This window comes from Fulvivirga sedimenti (genome assembly GCF_020328055.1).
In genome coordinates this window covers 334,476-354,045 of record NZ_JAIXNE010000002.1, presented here as the reverse complement: position 1 = coordinate 354,045, position 19,570 = coordinate 334,476, and the positions used below count along the sequence as shown (strand labels likewise).

At 47.2% G+C, this 19,570-nt stretch carries 14 protein-coding genes and 1 tRNA gene; 7 read left to right on the top strand and 8 right to left on the bottom strand.

All coding sequences use genetic code 11. The features are described from left to right. Window position 1: 1 nt before the first annotated feature. The 8 genes from ligA to pdxH form a co-directional block, all read right to left on the bottom strand. Complete coding sequence (ligA, locus tag LDX50_RS07865; RefSeq protein WP_225697893.1) at window positions 2–2,017, bottom strand: NAD-dependent DNA ligase LigA; 2,016 nt, start codon at window positions 2,015–2,017, stop codon at window positions 2–4. Continuing rightward, a complete protein-coding gene (locus tag LDX50_RS07860) occupies window positions 2,017–3,888 on the bottom strand; it encodes a M1 family metallopeptidase (protein ID WP_225697892.1) in 1,872 nt (623 codons plus the stop codon). The genes ligA and LDX50_RS07860 overlap by 1 nt, the downstream gene beginning before the upstream one ends. A gap of 31 nt (window positions 3,889–3,919) precedes the next feature. Further along, window positions 3,920–4,126 (bottom strand): exodeoxyribonuclease VII small subunit, encoded by a 207-nt coding sequence (gene xseB / locus LDX50_RS07855; protein ID WP_225697891.1) that lies wholly within the window; start codon window positions 4,124–4,126, stop codon window positions 3,920–3,922. After that, window positions 4,119–5,363 carry an exodeoxyribonuclease VII large subunit gene (gene xseA, locus LDX50_RS07850; protein ID WP_225697890.1) on the bottom strand — a complete coding sequence of 415 codons (1,245 nt, stop codon included), beginning with the start codon at window positions 5,361–5,363 and terminating at the stop codon, window positions 4,119–4,121. Before xseA ends, xseB begins: the two co-directional genes overlap by 8 nt. A 66-nt stretch (window positions 5,364–5,429) precedes the next feature. After that, window positions 5,430–6,353 (bottom strand): universal stress protein, encoded by a 924-nt coding sequence (locus tag LDX50_RS07845; RefSeq protein WP_225697889.1) that lies wholly within the window; start codon window positions 6,351–6,353, stop codon window positions 5,430–5,432. A gap of 72 nt (window positions 6,354–6,425) precedes the next feature. Beyond that, window positions 6,426–7,508: an aminotransferase class V-fold PLP-dependent enzyme gene (locus tag LDX50_RS07840; protein ID WP_225697888.1), complete on the bottom strand. Its 1,083-nt coding sequence runs from the start codon at window positions 7,506–7,508 to the stop codon at window positions 6,426–6,428. A 169-nt stretch (window positions 7,509–7,677) separates the two neighbouring features. After that, the gene (locus LDX50_RS07835) at window positions 7,678–8,934 is read right to left on the bottom strand and encodes a glycosyltransferase family protein (protein ID WP_225697887.1); all 1,257 of its coding nucleotides are present in this window, start codon (window positions 8,932–8,934) and stop codon (window positions 7,678–7,680) included. Continuing rightward, window positions 8,873–9,517, bottom strand: coding sequence for a pyridoxamine 5'-phosphate oxidase (pdxH, locus tag LDX50_RS07830; protein WP_225697886.1), 645 nt, complete (start codon window positions 9,515–9,517; stop codon window positions 8,873–8,875). Before pdxH ends, LDX50_RS07835 begins: the two co-directional genes overlap by 62 nt. 71 nt (window positions 9,518–9,588) lie before the next feature. Here pdxH and LDX50_RS07825 point away from each other — a divergent pair, with 71 nt between their 5' ends. The 7 genes from LDX50_RS07825 to LDX50_RS07795 all read left to right on the top strand — a co-directional run bounded on the left by LDX50_RS07825 (window position 9,589) and on the right by LDX50_RS07795 (window position 19,356). Then, entirely contained in the window at window positions 9,589–10,173 is a 585-nt protein-coding gene (locus tag LDX50_RS07825; RefSeq protein ID WP_225697885.1) for a MiaE family protein, read from the top strand. Between the two features lies 1 nt (window position 10,174). After that, window positions 10,175–10,750, top strand: a complete 576-nt coding sequence (locus LDX50_RS07820; protein ID WP_225697884.1) for a YqgE/AlgH family protein — start codon at window positions 10,175–10,177, stop codon at window positions 10,748–10,750. A 44-nt stretch (window positions 10,751–10,794) separates the two neighbouring features. Next, window positions 10,795–12,996, top strand: a complete 2,202-nt coding sequence (locus LDX50_RS07815; protein WP_225697883.1) for a DUF349 domain-containing protein — start codon at window positions 10,795–10,797, stop codon at window positions 12,994–12,996. Window positions 12,997–13,485: 489 nt separating this feature from the next. Then, window positions 13,486–15,408 (top strand): glucosamine-6-phosphate deaminase, encoded by a 1,923-nt coding sequence (gene nagB, locus LDX50_RS07810; protein WP_225697882.1) that lies wholly within the window; start codon window positions 13,486–13,488, stop codon window positions 15,406–15,408. 113 nt (window positions 15,409–15,521) lie between these two features. Continuing rightward, window positions 15,522–15,594, top strand: a tRNA-Thr gene (locus LDX50_RS07805). A 505-nt stretch (window positions 15,595–16,099) separates the two neighbouring features. Beyond that, window positions 16,100–17,824, top strand: a complete 1,725-nt coding sequence (locus LDX50_RS07800) for a WD40/YVTN/BNR-like repeat-containing protein (protein WP_225697881.1) — start codon at window positions 16,100–16,102, stop codon at window positions 17,822–17,824. An 11-nt stretch (window positions 17,825–17,835) separates the two neighbouring features. Continuing rightward, on the top strand, window positions 17,836–19,356 hold the full coding sequence (locus LDX50_RS07795) for a WD40/YVTN/BNR-like repeat-containing protein (RefSeq protein WP_225697880.1): 1,521 nt from the start codon (window positions 17,836–17,838) through the stop codon (window positions 19,354–19,356). Window positions 19,357–19,570 lie beyond the last annotated feature (214 nt).

Here is a 19,570-nt window from a genome sequence, read left to right as displayed (position 1 = left end):
CTTATTGACTGATCATTCCTTCAAAATCAGATTCCGAAATAATTTGAATCCCGAGCTTTTCGGCCTTTTCCTTTTTTGAAGGACCCATATTGTCACCTGCAAGTAAAAAATCCAATTTACCCGAAATAGACGAAAGAACCTTGCCGCCATGAGCAACAATCAATTCTTTAAGTTCATCGCGTTCATGCCTTTCGAATACTCCCGAAATTACAAAAGTTTTTCCTTCCAGTTGATTTCCAAGTTTAATTTCCTCCTTTTCTTCGATAACCATCTGAACACCGGCATTTTTTAATCGATTGATTTCATCAATATGCTGCTCATTTCCAAGGAATTCAATTACGCTATGGGCAATGCGTTCCCCGATTTCCGGAACGGCGATCAGGTCTTCATAGGAAGCGTTCATAAGGGCATCAATTGATTTGAATGCCTGGGCGAGTTTTTCGGCAACCGTTTTTCCCACAAACCGGATTCCCAAACCAAAAAGAACATTCTCAAATGGTACTGATTTTGACTTCTGAATTCCCGTTAACAGGTTGTTTGTGCCCTTTTCCTTAAAACCTTCCAGAGAAATGATATTCTCATAGGTTAGGTCGTACAGATCGGCAGGCGACTTAACAAGATTTTTATCAAATAACATTTCAATCGTTTTTTCTCCAAGGCTGTCGATATCCATGGCTTTGCGCTGGATGAAATGGACTATACGACCTTTTATCTGTGGCGGACAACCGTCCTGGTTCGGACAATAATGAACTGCTTCACCTTCCATTCGTTGCAGTTCTGTGCCACATTCAGGGCAATGGGTAATATAAGTTACGGGTTCGAGGCCTTCCTTTCTTGCCGACAAATCAACCCCGGTTATTTTCGGGATAATCTCGCCGCCTTTTTCAACAAAAACCTGATCTCCTATACGAAGGTCGAGCCGCTCGATTTCATTGGCATTGTGTAAGGAAGCGCGCTTTACAGTTGTGCCTGCCAGGAAGACTGGTTTGAGTTCTGCCACAGGAGTGATTGCGCCTGTTCGGCCAACCTGATATGTTATATCCTTAAGGGTGGTTATGGCATCTTCGGCTTTATACTTGTAAGCGATTGCCCAGCGCGGGCTTTTGGCAGTGAAGCCAAGTTGTTCCTGCTGGTCGAGACGATTTACTTTTACTACGATACCATCTGTTTCCAATGGTAACGAACGACGCTTATCTTCCCATTCTGCGATATAATCAAATACTTCTTCCAGGGTTTTGCACAATCGGTACGTCGGTGAAACGTTGAATCCCAGGCGCTCCAGCAGTTGAATGCCTTCTGCGTGTGTTTCTACGGGTAGGTCATCACCCATAATAGAATAAAGATAGCAGTCGAGTTTACGCTGCGCAACAATCGATGAATCCTGCATTTTTAGCGTACCTGAAGTGGTATTCCGTGCATTGGCATACACTTCTTCACCAATGTCCTCACGCTCCTTATTCAAGGCTATGAATGTCTGACGGGGCATGAATGCTTCACCACGCGCTTCGAAAAAAGGCGGACTGTCCTTGATGTGCTTCACCTTTAACGGAATGGTACGGATGGTCTTCACGTTTGCTGTGATATCATCACCCCGGGTGCCATCGCCCCGTGTTACCCCGCGTGACAAATATCCATTTTCATAGGTCAGGCTTAGTGCTACGCCGTCAAACTTAAGTTCGCAGAAGTATTCATAGGGTTCGTCGCCAAGGCCCTTTTTTACCCGGTTATCAAACTCTTCCAATTCTTCCCGGGAATAGGTATTACCGAGTGAAAGCATGGGATACTTGTGATATACCGTTTTGAAAGACTTGGTTACCGTTCCTCCAACACGCTGGGTGGGAGAGTCGGGTTGCCTTAGCTCAGGATATTCCTCTTCCAGTGCTATGAGTTGTTCAAGCAGTTTGTCAAATTCGAAGTCACTTATTTCGGATCGGTTATTCTGGTAATACTGCTCGTTGTAATAATCGATTTTTTCCGAAAGGGATTCGATCTTCTTTTTCGCCTCTTCGCGATTCATTACCGGGTTGGGTCTTTGTAGATTTTAATTGAATTAACTCCTTCAAATGTATTGTTGTTCCGATCAATATCGGCCATTCTTTCAGTCGGATCAATTTCTATCGACTTAATTTCTGTGATCGGACGGTTAATTTTCAGCGAATAGGTTGGATACGTCCACGGCCACGCTTCTTTGGTGATTCTTGACACTTCCAGGTTTTCCACCGGCTTTTCTCCGCGCATGATACGCAGCGGAATATAAAGTATTTCTGAAGAGCCATCGGTATACTCAATGTAAAGGTCTACGGGCATCATCATAGCTTCGACACGCTCCAGGGTCACGATGGTTTCATCATTCACGCCTGTTACGTCGCTGATACCGTAATCAATTCTGTTGGTTGTGTATGCGAAATTTTCCAGGTACCAGTCCAGCTGCATGCCTGAGGTTTTTTCCATAACCCTGATCAGGTCGATTGATGTGGGATGTTTAAATTTCCAGGTGTTGTAGTACCTGCGCATTCCCTTCATCAGGTTTTCTTCACCAATTACATATCCCAGCTGTGCAAGGAATACCGCGCCTTTCGAATAGGCATTGATGCCATACGACCGGTTCGTGTGATACATATCTGAGTGTGTGGTGAGGGGTTCTTCGTTGCCGCTGTTGGCCATGAAGAAATATCCCTGGTAAGATCCCCGGAAAGGATTGCCGCCCGTTTCACCTGAAAGATGCTGCATTGTAAGGGCTGAAGCGAAGGAAGTGAATCCTTCGTCCATCCACGGGTACAGGCTTTCGTTCGTGGCAAGGACACCCTGAAACCAGCTGTGGATCATCTCATGCACAGAAACACCTACCAGGCTTCCCTGGCTTCGGTTTCCAGTGATGAGCGTTGCCATGGGATATTCCATTCCGCCGTCTCCTCCCTGGATGAAGGAATATTGTTCGTAGGGATACACTCCAAAAGTTTTGTTCATGTATTGCATGGCTTTAACCATGGTCCCGGGCAATGCTTCCCATGCGGCTTGGTTTTCCTCGTTAGCCTGGTAGAAAAAATGGAGCATGGGACCGTCCGGTACCTGGATCCTGGTATGCGTGTAATCCGGGTCTGCGGCCCACATGAAATCATGTACATTGGGGGCAATAAAATGCCATGTAAGAGGTTTTTCTGAGGCAGCCACTTCTTTACCTTCTGATTCATAGCCATGTCCGATTTTATCAGGATTCTGGAGATAACCTGTTCCGCCAATCGTGTACGATGGGTCGATCGTTATCTTCACATCAAAATCACCCCATACACCATGGAATTCACGTCCGATATAAGGATTTGTATGCCATCCGCGGTGATCATATTCACACACTTTTGGGTACCATTGTGACATTGAGTAGGAGATGCCTTCAGCATTGTCACGGCCGGATCGGCGGATCTGGACAGGCACCTGGCCTTCGAAACTCAGTGTGAAGACGCTTTTTCCCCCGGGCAGTATCGGTTCATTCAACGTAACTTCCAGAATCGTGCCTGAAACCTTGAATGCGAGGTCCGTTCCTTTCTGTTTGAGGGAGTTGATATGCTGATAACCAATCTCGTCGGCAGACAGTTGAGATATTCTGCTCCCCACTCTCCGGTCGGGGTCTTCAATAGTGAGTGACCGCATGTCCATCATACTTCCCGGCTGGAATGCATTGAAGTAAAGGTGATAGTATATTTGGGTAAGTGTATCGGGTGAATTATTATAATAGGTCAGTTTTTGATCTCCTGTGAAGCGATGTGTCTCCACATTCATGTTCACATCCATTTCGTATTCCACACGTTGTTGCCAATATCCCACAGGTGTTTCCTGGGCAATGGATATTTGTGCGGTGAGAATTGATAAAATAAGTAAATACAAGCTTTTCATATATTGTTATATCCTGATTTTTAAAAATACATTATTGATCCAGTTCACCCAGTGAATTCTCCAGGTCGTCTTCCGTTTTTCGTAAAAACTCACGGCATTTCTTCAGTATTTCGGCGGCTTTATCCACCTGGCTGGTGAGATCATCTATATCCAGCTCTCCTTTTTCAATCCGTTCCACGATTTGCTCCACTTGTTGCAGTGAATCTTCAAACCTGAAATCTTCTTTCTTCTCACTCATTTTTGTTGTTGTTTATGGTTGTAATCTGACTGTTGATTTTTTTGTTGATCGTATAGGTTGTAATCGTATCGCCTTCCTTTAATTCAACCTGATGAATGGATTTCCCATTCAGCGTTGTTAACGTATATCCCCGCTTCAGGATGTTATCGGGATGCACAAGTTCCAGGGATTTGGATGCGATGCGCAGTCGCTCCATTTTCATGGATAGGAATTTCCTGGCTGCCGCTTTCAATTGACCGCTTCTTTTTTCTAGCAACAGATCCTGTTGGGAAGTAACTTTTCGAACCCCGCTTTTAAGACGGTATTCCAGGTTTTTCAGACGCTGGTTCTCATATTTCAATCGCTGTTGGGCGTGATAGGCGATTGTTTCAAAATGATTGATCATTCTTTCCTCATAGCTCCGCACCCCACCAATGAGGAATTCAGCAACCGCTGTAGGGGTCTTTAGCCGGGTATGCGCAACGAGGTCGAGTATCGTTTCGTCACGCTCATGGCCAATTCCGGTGAGTACAGGCAACGGAAATTGGGCAACATGGTTGGCGAGGTCGTAGGTGTCAAAGCAATCAAGATCTACCTGCGCACCACCGCCCCGGATGATAACGACTACGTCAAAGGAGTTGATACTGTTGTGAATACGGTTCAGTGCATCTATGATCGATGGAGGCGCCTCATCACCCTGCATCACTGCTTTAAAGAGACGGGTACGGAAGGCGTATCCGTACAAATTATTTTTTAGCTGGTCGGAAAAATCGCCAAACCCCGCAGCCGTTGGTGAGCTGATCACTGCGATCCTCAGTGGCGCAACCGGCAAGGCAACTGATTTATTCATGTCCACCACGCCTTCCCGTGTAAGCCTTTCAATGATTTCCTGTCGCTTGCGGGCCCGCTCTCCGAGGGTAAACCGCGGGTCAATCTCCCGGATATTCAGTGACATCCCGTATAACTCATGGTACTCAACACTTACGTTGCAGAGCACGGTCATCCCGTTCTGGAGGGGTTTTCCAGTTATTGATTCAAACCATGCAGAAAGTCCGCGAAAGGTATAGGCCCAGATAGTCGCCCGGATACGGGCCACCAGCCTATCGTCCTCTTTCTCGATCAGGTCAAGGTAGCAATGGCCCTTCTGATTCAGCCGAAGCTCAGCGACTTCAGCCACCACCCAATAAGAAGGCTCGAGATTGTTGTCGAGTGTGCTTCGTATAAGCTGATTGAGTTCAAGTAAACGCAGGTGTTCCATCAGTCGTCCAAAAATATTTAAATATTCCCGGACTCATGATGTCGTATCGTGATTTTATATGGGTGGTTAATTAATATCCCGGAAGGTTTCCAGCAGTCCGGCTGCCTTGCCACGCGGACGAACAATGAGGAGGGGACAATCGAGATTGGTATTCAGTAATCTCTCTGCCATACTTCCCAAAAACAGCGAAGCTGCAGCAGTTCTTCCCTTGGCACCGATGACAATTCCATCTGGCTTGATTTCCGTTGCAAGATCACGGATATCGCTCGAAAGATCCTCATTCACATCCAGGGAATAAACCGGAGTTACCTGGACGTCCTTCATGTCGACCTTACTGATGAGTTTATTGAAATCCTTTTCTGCGTTTTTGCGCATTATCTCTGCAAATTCCTCATAGGTCTTCCCTGTATAATGATAGCCTGCCGGGACGGAGTATACATTCTGGCAGTAGACTTCAATCGGCTGGGTGCGGTGCTGGCTCAATTCCACTACTGTTTCCAGCGCCAGTTTTGAATACTTTGAAAAGTCAACCGGTACGAGGATTTTACGGACACTGGGGGTGGCTCCCTCAGGTATGATGAGCAGATTACAGCTGGCGCGTCTGGCTAAACGCTGAGCCAGAATTCCTGTGCCCTGCATGGTCTTTTTCTGACCAATAATTATTAAGTCGGCATTGCCCCGGATAGCCATGTCCAGGAGGGAGGCAACACTGCCTTCTTTAACATTGTATTCAAATTTGATTTCCCGGTCGATCCGGAAGTATTTGGCAACCTTATCCTTTATCTTCGCGGTGCGTTCTGCAACCAGTCGTTCCGACATATCCGGAAATTCAAGTTTCACGTCTGCCGGTATTTTCTCCCCGCGTACAATGTGCCAGAACTGGACCCGCTGCACAAAGCCGCGTCGCGCGATGAATGCCGAAAATTCGATAAGTGTCTTATCCATCTCCGACATATCCAGCCCTACAATAATATCTTTAATTGGCTCCATTATACTAACATTGGATTTTGATGCAAAAATAGAGCATTTCCCTCAAAATGAAACATTTACTTTGCTAAATACTTATTGTTTCCAGGCCGACAGGTAATCTGCCAGCATTTCGATCTGCTCCTTCGAATGGGTGGGAAAGTTGGCGATTCGGATGTGATCGGATTTATATTTTCCATAGCCGCTTCCAACGATAAAACCCCTGGATGACAGATAGCTGATCAATTCCGGACTCCCTGAATCGACATGTGCAACGGTGGTGGTACGTGAACGCTGTTCCGGATTGGTGACAAATGCCCTCAGGCGTGGGTGGTTTTCGTAGGTATGATAAAGCATCGCCGACTTGTATGCAGTCTCGCGCCGGATTTGATCCAGTCCCTTTTCCAGCATATCGCCGGCAACCCGCCCCAACAGATATATGCCCAGTACATTGGGTGTCTCCGGCGTCTGGTTTTTAACCGCTTTTTCAAGCATTGCTGAGATTGAGTGGTAGCTGCCTGTGATGGTTCCGCTTTCCTGCAGTTGGGCTGATTTTTCTATGCAACGGTCGTTGACTATCCAGACACCCAGTCCGGCAGGAAGTCCGAACGCCTTCTGAACACTGAAGTATGCTGTATCCACGTGGTTATAATTGATTTCCGCATCCGGTACGGAAGAAACGACATCCAGTGCGATCAGTTGATTGGGGAAGGCTTTCCTGATGCTTTCAACATCCTTTTCAGGTTGGCGGGCGCCGGTGCTTGTTTCGTTGTGTGTAATGGCGATAAGCTCGGTGGATTCTGGGATCAGTAATGATGACATTTCAACCACCGAGCCCTCAGCCGCTTCAGCGGAAAGGGCAGTACGCCCTAATTGCTGTGATATTTCATGAAAACGGGCGGAAAACGCGCCGTTAACCAGGTGAAAACTCTCCCGTTCCACGAGGTTCTGTATGATCCGTTCCCAGGCTTCCGTTGCGCTGGCGGTGAACAGGATCTTATAACCAGAAGGCAGATTCAGCAATGCGGAAATATTATCAACCGCTTCCGCATAGATGTTCTGGAATTTGGTGGAACGGTGTGAAATGGAAGGGATGTCTTCTCTTAAAGCTCTTCGCAGGTGTTCCTGAACGGTGAAGTAAAGTTGTGAGGGACCGGGGGTGAAATAAATCTTTGGCATAGGTCAAAATTAGTTAACCAAATTCATATTGAAATAACATAGCTGTAAATAATAGTGATTGTTTGGTAACGACCCCTTTACAGGGGGTTAATTCAATGATACTAGATTTGCAGGGTATGGTTAAGATGAAGGTGCTCCGGCAGGCACTGTTCCGTGCCGGAGTCCTTTTTTAAATCCGCTGAATTTGCCGGTATTTCAATAACAGATCAAGGCTGCTTCCGTCAAAATCAATATTATGATACACCTTCAGCAACCAGGTCCCGGCATCATCCACCGGCACATCCGGGGTGAGGTTATCCCGTAAGAAGTGGAGTGCTTTCATGAGTTGAAAGCCATCAAACCAGGCATAAAAATGCTTGTGATAGGCAGTGAGATCGGATGAATTCCGTCGTATCCGCTGAAAGTTTTCTTCAGCATTCATATATTCAAGTAATTGTTTATTTATTGAATTTAACTTATTAATATTCAGGACTTTGTTATAAATATTATTGAGCATATTCTTAATAATCATAATATTTTCCGGGGCATAGGTCGCGGGATCCCGCTTGCTTGCTATAAGGTCCTGGACTGCTCTGCCAGTACCAAATGGGACCCGATCGGATGACCGGGCTGAGGGGTAAACGGCGGTGGTATTGATTTCACCAAAACCCCGGGGGATGATCTTGTGCAGGAAATAGAAATCTTCACCCGCTTTACGCCTGTTCATTCCACCTGCTTTGGCATATGCCATAGGCCGCACTGCCATTGACGAACCTACCGTATGGTAAGCATAAGGTAATTTCAGCATGCGCTGGGCTTCGATGAAATACCGCAAGTGAAGCTCATAGGCTATGATGGCATCGCGTTGTAATCCGGATTCGGGAATGGCATGTTCAAACCAGATGGAAGCTCCGTGTATTTCAGGATGAAGGAGGAAATGTTTTTCAATCTCACTGACATAATTTGGTGAAACAAGGCAATCAGCATCCAGACCGATGATTACGCCTGTATCCGGATCCAAACGGCGTGCTGCCTCATCCATCAGTATTTTTCTCGCAAGTCCTACGCCGGCGTGTTTATGGGGCAGCTCCCTTAGGAGAAAATGGAGGGCTACGTTGTCCATGTGCTTCTCCTCATACCTGTTACGCAGGTGTTCCAGGTCGCGGTGATGGGCATCCCTGATAGCCTGTGGGCTGTTTTCGCTGTAATTCAGCAGCACCAGGATTTCGCTTGGGCGGTTGAATTCACAATCCAACAATGAATCGATCGTGTGCGCGATGTTCTCTTCCCGGTGAGCAGGGATGGTAAAGATCAGTTCCGGAGGTGTTTCAGGAGGCGGCAATAATGCCGGTCCGGCTGCATACCGTTCAAAATATATTTTCAGATCAGGGTGCAAGCCGTGAGATCTTCCAGGAATCTTTCGTTTGCGTGTAGAGGACCCGGTCATGAAGCCTGCTGGGGCGTCCCTGCCAGAACTCCATCAGAAATGGAGCCACATGATACCCGCCCCACTGGTTTGGAAGGGGAAGCACCTCAGCGTCACTGTATTTTTTCTCGAGAGCTTGTTGACGTTCCTCGAGGATCGACCGGTTTTTGATCGGTGTACTCTGAGGGGAGGTCCATGCACCAATCTGACTCGCTTTTGGCCGGCTTTTGAAATAGGCTTCGCTTACTTCACGGGGCACTTTTGTAGCGGTTCCCTGTATTCTGACCTGTCGTTCTAGTTCCGGCCAGAAAAATGTGAGGGAGACGACGGCATTATTCTCCATATCCCTGCCCTTGGAGCTTTGATAATTTGTATAGAACACGAGCCCATTATTCTCGATTCCTTTCAGAAGAACGACCCTTCCTGAGGGGAACCCATTTTCACTGACTGTAGAAAGTGTCATGGCATTGGGTTCCATGATTTCAGAGGCGAGGGCCTCTTCGAACCATTGGGAAAACTGACGGATCGGATCCTTGTCAACATGGGACTCGTCGAGAATTTTTTTTGAATATTCCTTCCTTAGGTCGGCAATCGAAGATTTCATGGCGTTATTTTTTCTACTCAAATATACCGATAAATTTTCCTTTCAGTGGTGGATTTACTAAGATTGATACCATGAAATTAAGCATTGAACTTGAGAGTGAAAGTTCACCCCAATGGGTGGAAACGGTCATATCCGATTTTGATAATTTCCTTTTGGACCATGCACACTGTGAACGAAAAGCAAGTGCAATGGCCATGAGCCTGGTGGCAAAATATCCCGACAGGCTTGAGATAATCCCGGAACTGATCGACACGGCAGTTGAGGAACTGGAACATTTCAGGTCGGTCTATGAGATCATGGAATCCCGGGGCTTGTCACTTCCCCACGAAATTCCGGGAGATCCCTATGTGAAAGCATTGGTTGACTTTTGCCGGAGCGGGAGGGAAGAGCGATTTCTTGACAGACTGCTGGTGGCTTCGGTGGTGGAATGCAGGGGAGCTGAAAGGTTCCGTTTGATCTATGAAGCGCTTCCGGAGGGTGATCTAAAGAAATTCTACCATGATTTATGGGCTTCCGAAGCGAAGCACGGCCATATTTTTGTAAAAATGGCTCTTAATTATTTTGATGAAAAGGAGGTTTATAGTAGGTTGAAGGAAATAAACCACCAGGAATCGCTGATTCTGGCCGAATTACCACTCAAAGCTGCCTTACACTGATATGGATTATTTCAAGTTCAATAATGAAGTTCCACCGCAAAAAGGATCCCTTTTGATCTCGGAGCCTTTTCTGCCGGATCCTAATTTTGAACGGACGGTCATACTGTTATGCGAACATAATGAAGACGGCTCCTTTGGCTTCGTATTGAATAAACCTTCCCAGGTAAAAGTGAGTGAGATCATGGAAGATCTTGACATGATTGAAACACCGGTGTATGTGGGTGGTCCGGTTCAGCAGAATACATTGCATTTTGTTCACCGGTCGGACAAGATTGAAGGTGGCACGGAGATATCCCCGGGCCTGTTCTGGGGAGGAAATTTTGATCAACTCACCTTTCTGGGGCAGGAAGGATTGATAGATATTAACAATTTTCGATTTTTTGCAGGTTATTCCGGCTGGTCGGAAGGACAGCTCGAAGAAGAGCTAACCGCCAACTCCTGGATCGTCACTCCTCCGGTAAGTCCGGAGCTTATCTTTGACTCCGACGTGAACAGTTTATGGAAAACTGTGTTAAAACAGCTGGGAGGCCGTTTTTATGTATATTCAAATTATCCCACCGACCCAAGACTTAATTGAATGATTTTAGTATTTTTACAGTTATAGAGGTGTAATAAAATGTTATGGCGCAGGATAAGGATTTAGAAGAGAAAGAAGTGCGGGCCGCGTTGGATGGAGCCGATCAGACAAACGGCACACCAAAGTCCACTACAGAGACAGAAGAAAAGCCTCTGGATGAAAAGCCTGTGCCTTCTGAGGACACAAAAGCACCTATAGATAAATCTGACCCTGTTGCAACAACCGATTCTCCGGAAACGGAAGAAGTTGTTGAGGAATCGCCTGTTTCTGAAGATAAAATTGAAGTCACAGGTGATGAGGCCGAACAGTCGGAGGCTGAAACTGCTGAAGTTACCAATGAAGATATTACAGCCAACGAAGCCGAAGAAGATGCATCGAAGAACGAAGGCCAGGGGGCTCACCAAGATGAACCTTCTGCAGGTGTTGTTGCTGAAAAGCCTGAATCTTCCGGGGATAACGAAAAAACAAAAACTGAGCTGGAGTCTGAACATGATCTGAAGGAAAAGGATGATGATGAAGACCATGAGGATGAAGATATTGATTACAGTGTCTACTCGAGGAAGGAACTCGTTGAAGTAATCAAAGAGCTGGCGAAGGCGGATAATGTGATTCAGGCGGAGAAGAAAGCACGCGAGATCAAGCATTTCTTTGATGAGTTCAGGGCGCATGAGCGGCAGGAAGCACTCGACAGGTTTATTGCTGAAGGCGGGGAAGAAGGAGATTTTTCCTATCGGCCGGATGAATTAACACTTCGTTTCGATGCGAATTATCAGCTGATCCGTGACAGAAAACACGACTACACGAAGAACAGGGAGCGTCAGAAAGACGAAAACCTGAAGAAGAAGGAAGATATACTGGAGCGGCTTCGTGAGTTCGTCGACTCTGAAGAAACAAACATTAGTTTCGACACATTTAAGAAATTCCAGGAGGAATGGAAAAACGTCGGACCGGTGCCGGGTTCATATGCTCGTACGATGTGGGCAAATTATAATGCTTTGATCGACCGGTTCTATGATAACCGGAGTATTTATTATGAGCTGAAGGAGCTCGACCGGAGGAAAAACCTTGAGTCTAAGCTTGAGCTTTGTGATAAGGCAGAAGCGCTGTTAGATAGGAATCAGATTTCTGATGCGGTTAAGGAGCTGAATGAACTTCATCACGAATTCAAGCACATTGGCCCCGTCCCGAAGGATGAGCAGGAACCGCTTTGGCATCGTTTCAAGGCCGCTTCTGATGCGGTATATGAACGCAGAAAGGAATTTGTCGATAAGCTGAAGGGTGAGCTTGAGGCGAATCTCGCGGTTAAAGCTGCGCTGGCAGACGAGGTAGAGGCATTTGAGAAATTTGATTCCGACCGGATCAAGGCCTGGAATGAAAAGACCAAAGAAATTCTTGCGATACAAAAGAAATGGGAGAATACAGGCGGATTGCCGCGTGCCCAGGCTAAAGAGGTGAATAAGAAATTCTGGTCGGCATTCAAGACATTTTTCAGCAATAAAAATCATTTCTTCAAGAAACTGGATGCGGAACGTGAGGCCAACCTGGAGAAAAAGCAGGCTATGGTACAACAAGCCCTCGCACTGAAGGATAGTGAGGATTTTCAGGATACAGCAGAGAAGCTTAAGGAATTACAGCGCCAATGGCGTGAGATAGGCCCGGTGCCGGGAAAATTCCGTGAGTCTGTTTATAAGGAATTCAAGGAAGCATGTGATGCATTTTTTGAAAGGAAGCGGGCTTCGCGTGATGACGCCTCCAAGGAATACGTAGAGAACCTGGAAAAGAAGAAGGAGATTTGCAAGAAGATCCAGGAATTGGCAAAGGGCGATGGCGATCACGTCGAGAAGTTCAAGAAGTACCAGGAAGAGTATAATGAAACCGGCTTCGTTCCGAAAAAGGATATTAGTAAGATTCGGGATATGTATACGAAGGCGGTTGATACCTACATCAAGAGCCTGGAGACCCTCGATGAGGATCAGAAGGAAAAGCTTCGTATTGAAAACGAAGTAAGTGACATTCTTCACAGTCCGAACGCCGATCAAAAGCTCTACCGCAAGGAACAGTCCCTGCGTAAGCAGATCAGTTCCATAGAGAACGATATAGCGGTCTGGAAGAATAATCTGGAGTTTTTTGCCGACAGCAAGAAGGCCAATAAGCTGAAGGATGAGTTCCAGTCAAAGATTGATTCCGCCGCTGATGAGCTTCAGCACCTGAAAAAACAGTTGCGTATTATTCGTACGGCCGGGTAAATCCCTTATCATTATCTACACATGGAGCGTACCTTTCCCGAAGGGACTCCTTCGGAGCGGCACGCCTTCTTTTTAACATTGTCATTTTCTACACATGGAGCGTACCGTTGGCACGCCCAATGCCTGATCGTGGGTTCCCATATCCAGGTCGTAGGTTCCTACCTACGACCTAATGATCTGCATTGCAGTGTCGTAGAAGGGATTCTACGACCAGAATTTAGGGTACCGCCGGTCTTTATCCATCGTCATCCCTGCCTTCCGGCAGGCAGGCTGAGCTTGTCCCAAAGGGACCCCTTTGGGGTCTCAGGATCCCCTGATTCATTGCACAAAAAAGATTCCCACCTCTGCTCTACCCAGGGTTATTCACGATTTCAATTAAAAATTTCAGACTTTACTGTCAAAATTGAAAAATATTGCAAAAATTGCCATTTCGCTTTAACCACTATTCGAAAAACCTTAATTGTCCCAATATCCAATCAACCAAAATTCATGAAGAGACTTAATTTACTGGAAGAAACACGGTACGAAAAGCTGCCGGTCACGGTATTTGAAAATAAGGAAATTGCCTCAAGAAAAGTTGCGGAACGCATTGCCGCGATCATCCGCAGGAAGCAGGAAGCCGGGGAGATGGCAGTTCTCGGACTTGCAACGGGAGCAACGCCTATCGGCGTGTATGAAGAGCTGGTCCGCATGCATAAGGAGGAAGGGCTGAGTTTTCAGAATGTGATCACCTTCAACCTGGATGAGTATTATCCGATGAAGCCGAAATCGGTGCAAAGTTATGTCTACTTCATGAAGGAACACCTTTTTGATCATGTAGATATCAAAAAGGAGAATATCAACATCCCGGATGGAACCCTGCCGAAAGACGAGATCCATGACTACTGCCTGCGCTATGAACAGAAGATCACGGATGCGGGGGGACTGGATTTCCAGGTGCTTGGTATTGGTCGGACCGGTCACATAGGGTTTAACGAACCTGGTTCCGCTCCGAATTCAGGAACACGCCTGGTAACATTGGATGATCTCACCCGACGGGATGCATCGCGCGACTTTGGTGGAAAGGAAAATGTGCCCACCAAGGCGATTACCATGGGTATTGGTACGATATTCAAGGCCCGTGAGATTGTTCTAATGGCGTGGAGTGGTAAGAAGGCACCCATCATCAAAAAGGCGGTTGAGGGCAGTATGTCAAGCGATGTACCGGCCACTTTCCTGCAAAATTCGGAGAATGTGGAATTCGTGCTTGACAAGGATGCGGCTTCGGAACTTACCCGTTTCGACACGCCATGGCTGGTGAAGGACTGTCAGTGGGAGCCCGCGCTTGTGAAGAAGGCGGTGATCTGGTTATCAAAGACCGTGAATAAGCCCATCCTGAAGCTTACTGACGAAGATTATAACAATCATGGCATGGCGCAGCTGGCGGTTGATCAGGGACCGGCCTATGATATTAACATCCATATTTTCAATAAGATCCAGCATACAATTACCGGCTGGCCGGGTGGTAAGCCGAATGCCGATGATTCACAGCGGCCGGAGCGGGCAGAGCCTGCCAAGAAGCGTGTCATTATATTCTCACCCCATCCTGACGATGATGTGATCTCCATGGGAGGGACATTTATCCGCCTGGTCGACCAGGGGCATGACGTTCATGTGGCGTACCAGACATCGGGGAATACGGCGATCTGGGATCATGATGTGTTACGGTATGTGGAATTTACCATTGATTTCAAGGAAAGCATTGGAGAGGATACTACCAGGTTACGTGAGACCTATGAGCGGATGCGTGTCTTCCTGGAGACAAAGGAGCCTAATCAGCTGGACCTGAAGGAGATCCTGGATGTGAAAGGATTTATCCGAAAAAGCGAAGCCATCGCGGGCGCCCGATATGCGGGACTGGAGGACGACCATATCCATTTTCAGAATTTGCCGTTCTATGAACGTGGTAAGACGGAGAAAAACCCGGACACGGAAGACGATATTGTGCTCACCATGGAATTACTTCAGAAAGTGAAGCCGCACCAGGTATTTGCCGCGGGCGATTTTGCCGATCCTCATGGTACGCATATCAAGTGTTTCAATATTGTGCATGAGGCATTGGTTCGATTACGGAAAACCGAAAAGTGGACGAAGGATTGCTGGTTATGGCTTTACAGAGGGGCATGGCATGAATTTGAAACGCATGAGATTGAGATGGCCGTTCCGTTGTCGCCCCAGGAAGTGGAGCGTAAGCGCATGGCGATCTTCCAGCATCAGTCACAAAAGGATACGCCTGTATTCCCGGGTGAAGACCAGCGTGAATTCTGGGTACGTGCCGAGGAACGGAATCGTGAAACCGCATTGAATTATCACGACCTGGGTCTGGCGGAATATGAGGCGATGGAAGCGTTTGTGCGCTGGAAGTTCGACTAGAGTGCTCAATTAAAAACTTTTTGCAAAAATTTCGGGTAAGCGCTTGGAATTAATTCAGGCAACTCTATTTTTGCATCTCCATTTACAAATCGGATCTGATCCGGTTGTAAATTGCCTCCTTAGCTCAGCTGGTAGAGCAACTGACTTGTAATCAGTAGGTCGCTGGTTCGATCCCGGCAGGGGGCTCGCAAAAACAGTTTGGGTTTGAGGATACCGGATACGGTAGACTAAAACCCAAATTTTTTTTGCCCCTGTATCCCGTATCCCGTATCCTACTTTGATCTGGATACAGTATTCTCACACTCAAATTGTTTATACCTGTATCCTGTATCCCGTATCCTTCACTTTCCCGGATACGGTATACTTGAACCCAAATTTTTTTGCCCCTGTATCCCGTATGCTACATATAACCGGATACGGTATACTTGAACCCAAATTTTTTTGCCCCTGCTTTGCCCGCCGGAGCCCAAAGGCGTAGGAGGGTATCCTGCTCCTGTATCCTTCTCTTGACCTGGACACAGTAGAATCACACTCAAATTGTTTATACCTGTATCCTGTATCCCGTATCCTGTTCCTACTTTACCTGGATACAGTAGCATCGATTATGGCCATTTAATTCAGCACAATTTGTATCGGGGCTTTACATGTATACACTTTTATTTATACTTTTAATTAAAGTCGGAACTTACCTATGAAACATACCTTTACCCTCCTCATCTTCACTTTATTAATTGGTTTTTCAATCACCTCGGAAGCGCAGCGGAAAAGATCCGTTGAAACTTCCCCAAAACCATATGACAGCGAACTGTTTGACAACCTGAAATTCCGGAATATCGGACCGGCATTTATGTCGGGCCGGATTGCAGATCTGGCGATTGATCCTACGAATGAAAGTGTCTGGTATGTCGCCGTCGGTTCAGGCGGAGTATGGAAAACCGTCAACGCAGGGACTACCTTCAAACCTGTTTTTGATGATCAGCCCGTCTATTCCATCGGTTGTGTAACAATCGATCCGAATAATCCCTATACCATTTGGGTAGGAACAGGTGAGAATGTTGGAGGACGCCATGCCGGATTCGGCGACGGCGTGTACCGAAGTACAGACGGAGGTGCTTCATGGACAAACATGGGCCTGAAAGACTCGGAACATATCTCAAAGATCATAGTACATCCTGATGATTCAGATGTTATCATGGTAGCGTCCCAGGGACCGCTCTGGAGTCCTGGGGGCGACAGGGGTTTCTTCAAATCGACAGATGGAGGCAATACATGGACAAAAACACTCGGCGATGAATTCTATACAGGAGTCACGGATATGGTGATCGACCCTCGTGATCCCAACCGTGTGTATGCGGTAACCTGGGAACATCATCGCACTGTAGCTGCCTGGATGGGAGGGGGAAAGAAGTCAAGACTTTACCTGAGTGAAGACGGGGGTGATACCTGGACGCAGCTGAAAACGGGCCTGCCCGAAGGTAACTGGGGAAAAACCGGATTGGCCATCTCGCCGATCAATCCTGATGTTCTTTACGCTGCGATTGAGCTCGACCGCACCAAAGGAGGCGTGTGGCGGTCAGCCGACAGAGGCGGCAGCTGGACAAAAATGTCTGATGCTGTAGCTGGTGCGACAGGTCCGCATTATTATCAGGAAATCTATGCTTCACCGCATAAATTCGACCGTCTTTACATGATGAATAACACGTTGATGAAATCGGAAGACGGCGGCAAGACGTTTGAAAATATGGATGAAACCGCTAAGCATGGCGATAATCATGCCGTAGCGTTTAAAATTTCTGATCCGAATTATCTGCTGGTGGGCACTGATGGCGGAGTGTATGAAAGCTTCGACCTGGGCGCTTCCTGGAGATACATGGAAAACTTGCCGGTAACGCAGTTCTACAAGGTTGCCGTTGACGATGCGGAGCCTTTTTATAATGTTTACGGGGGAACACAGGACAACAGCACGCAGGGCGGTCCCTCAAGGACCGACAACCATCACGGCATCCGGAATGCCGACTGGAAGGTGGTACTTGACTGGGACGGACATCAGCCCGCAACAGAACCCGGCAATCCCAATATCATGTACGGTCAGCGCCAGCAGGGAACGCTTTCACGAATGGATCTTGCCACCGGGGAAGTGATTGATATCATGCCACAACCTGGTCCCGATGAGGACTTTGAGCGCTATAACTGGGATGCGCCCATACTGGTTTCACCCCATGATCCGGCAACAATCTACCATGGATCACAGCGCCTCTGGAAGTCTTCCAATCGCGGCGACAGCTGGACCTCGCTCTCCGGTGATCTTACCCGTAACCAGGAACGTCTCGCACTCCCGATCATGGGCCGTACGCAAAGCTGGGATTCACCATGGGATGTGGGTGCCATGTCAAATTTCAATACCATCACATCATAGCCGTTTCTCCCGTGAATGAAAAGGTAATCTTCATCGGGACGGACGATGGATTGATCCAGGTTACAGAAAATGAAGGTCAGAGTTGGAAAAAAATTGAAGTAAGTGCGCTGGGTGTCCCTGCACGTTCCTATGTGAATGATATTAAGGCTGATCTTTTCGACGAGAGCACTATGTATGTCGCCCTCGATAATCATAAGGAAGGGGATTTTAAACCATATTTGCTGAAGAGTACGGATAACGGTTCCAGCTGGACGAGGATTGATAACGGGCTGGGGGAGAAGAACCTGGTCTGGAGGATCGTACAGGATCATGTTGATAAAGACCTGATGTTTGCAGCGACCGAATTTGGCGTTTATGTAACCTTCGATGGCGGTGGAAGCTGGACAAAGCTGAAGTCGGGCATACCGACAATATCATTCCGGGATCTTGCGATTCAGCGAAGAGAGAATGACCTGGTCGCGGCTTCGTTCGGAAGAGGTTTTTATATTCTCGATGATTATTCAGCATTGAGAAATATAAGCCGCGAACAGCTCGATGCGGAAGCCGTGTTATTTGAACCCAGGAAGGCCTGGTGGTATATCGAACGCTCGATCATGGATTTTGAGAATGCAAGAGGATCACAGGGCACGCAGCTCTACCTCGCGCCTAATCCCGATTTTGGCGCTGTATTCACCTATTACCTCAAGGATGGGATTGAAAGCCTGAAAAAGGAGCGTCAGACCGGTGAAAAAGATGTTACTGGAAATATTCCATTTCCTGGTTGGGCAGCACTGGAAGATGAGACACGGGAGATTGAACCTTTCATCTATATTGAGATCAGGGATCAGGAAGGTCATCTGATCAACCGCCTCAAGGCAGAGAATAAAAAGGGCTTCAATCGTGTGGCCTGGAATCTTCGGGTGGGAGGGAATGCAGCGCTTACCCTCGAAGGTGACCAGGATGAGATTCAGGGACTACTCTGTGCACCAGGAACCTATACGGCAACCCTGAATAAATACGAAAAAGGTAAGTTCACTCAGCTGGCGGGGCCGGTCAATGTTCTCGTTGAGCCGATGATGAAAGGTACCCTGGAAGGCAGTCCGATGGAAGAGGTTGTTGCGTTCTGGAGAACTTATGAGGAAATGAACCGCGATCTGGGCGCCCTAGGCATATCGCTTCAAAATGAGCAGAAAAAGATTGATAAAATAGGAATGGCTGCCTTGAAGGCTGATGTCGATAATGCTTTACTTGAAGAGATCGAACAAGTAAGGGATCAGTTAAATGAGCTCGACTCCGAGTTCAATGGAAATGCGGCGAAAAATCAGATCGGGGAGCGAAATAAACCCTTGCTGAGTGAACGGGCGTTTGCCTTGTCACGTGGGATCACAACATCAACATACGGTCCTACGGAAACGCATAAGCAGACGATGAAGATCATCACAGATCAGATGAATGCCATGGAAGGTCGGCTGAATTCGATTAAAGCCAGAGTGAGGGAGATAAGTGAAAAGGTTGTCGCTGCCGGCGGCTCACGTGTGGAAGGAATGGATTGATTGATTGATGGGCTTTAATCTATTTGGTATAGCAAAATCCAGAGGCATAACTTCCTGACGCTCATCTGTTCAAATACGTTTCGTGCACTTACTAGTATACTTGAACCCAAATTTTTTTGCCCCTGCTTTGCCCGCCGGAGCCCAAAGGCGTAGGAGGGTATCCTGCTCCCTGTCTGCCTGCCGTATCCGCCTGAGGCGGAGAAGGTAGGTATCC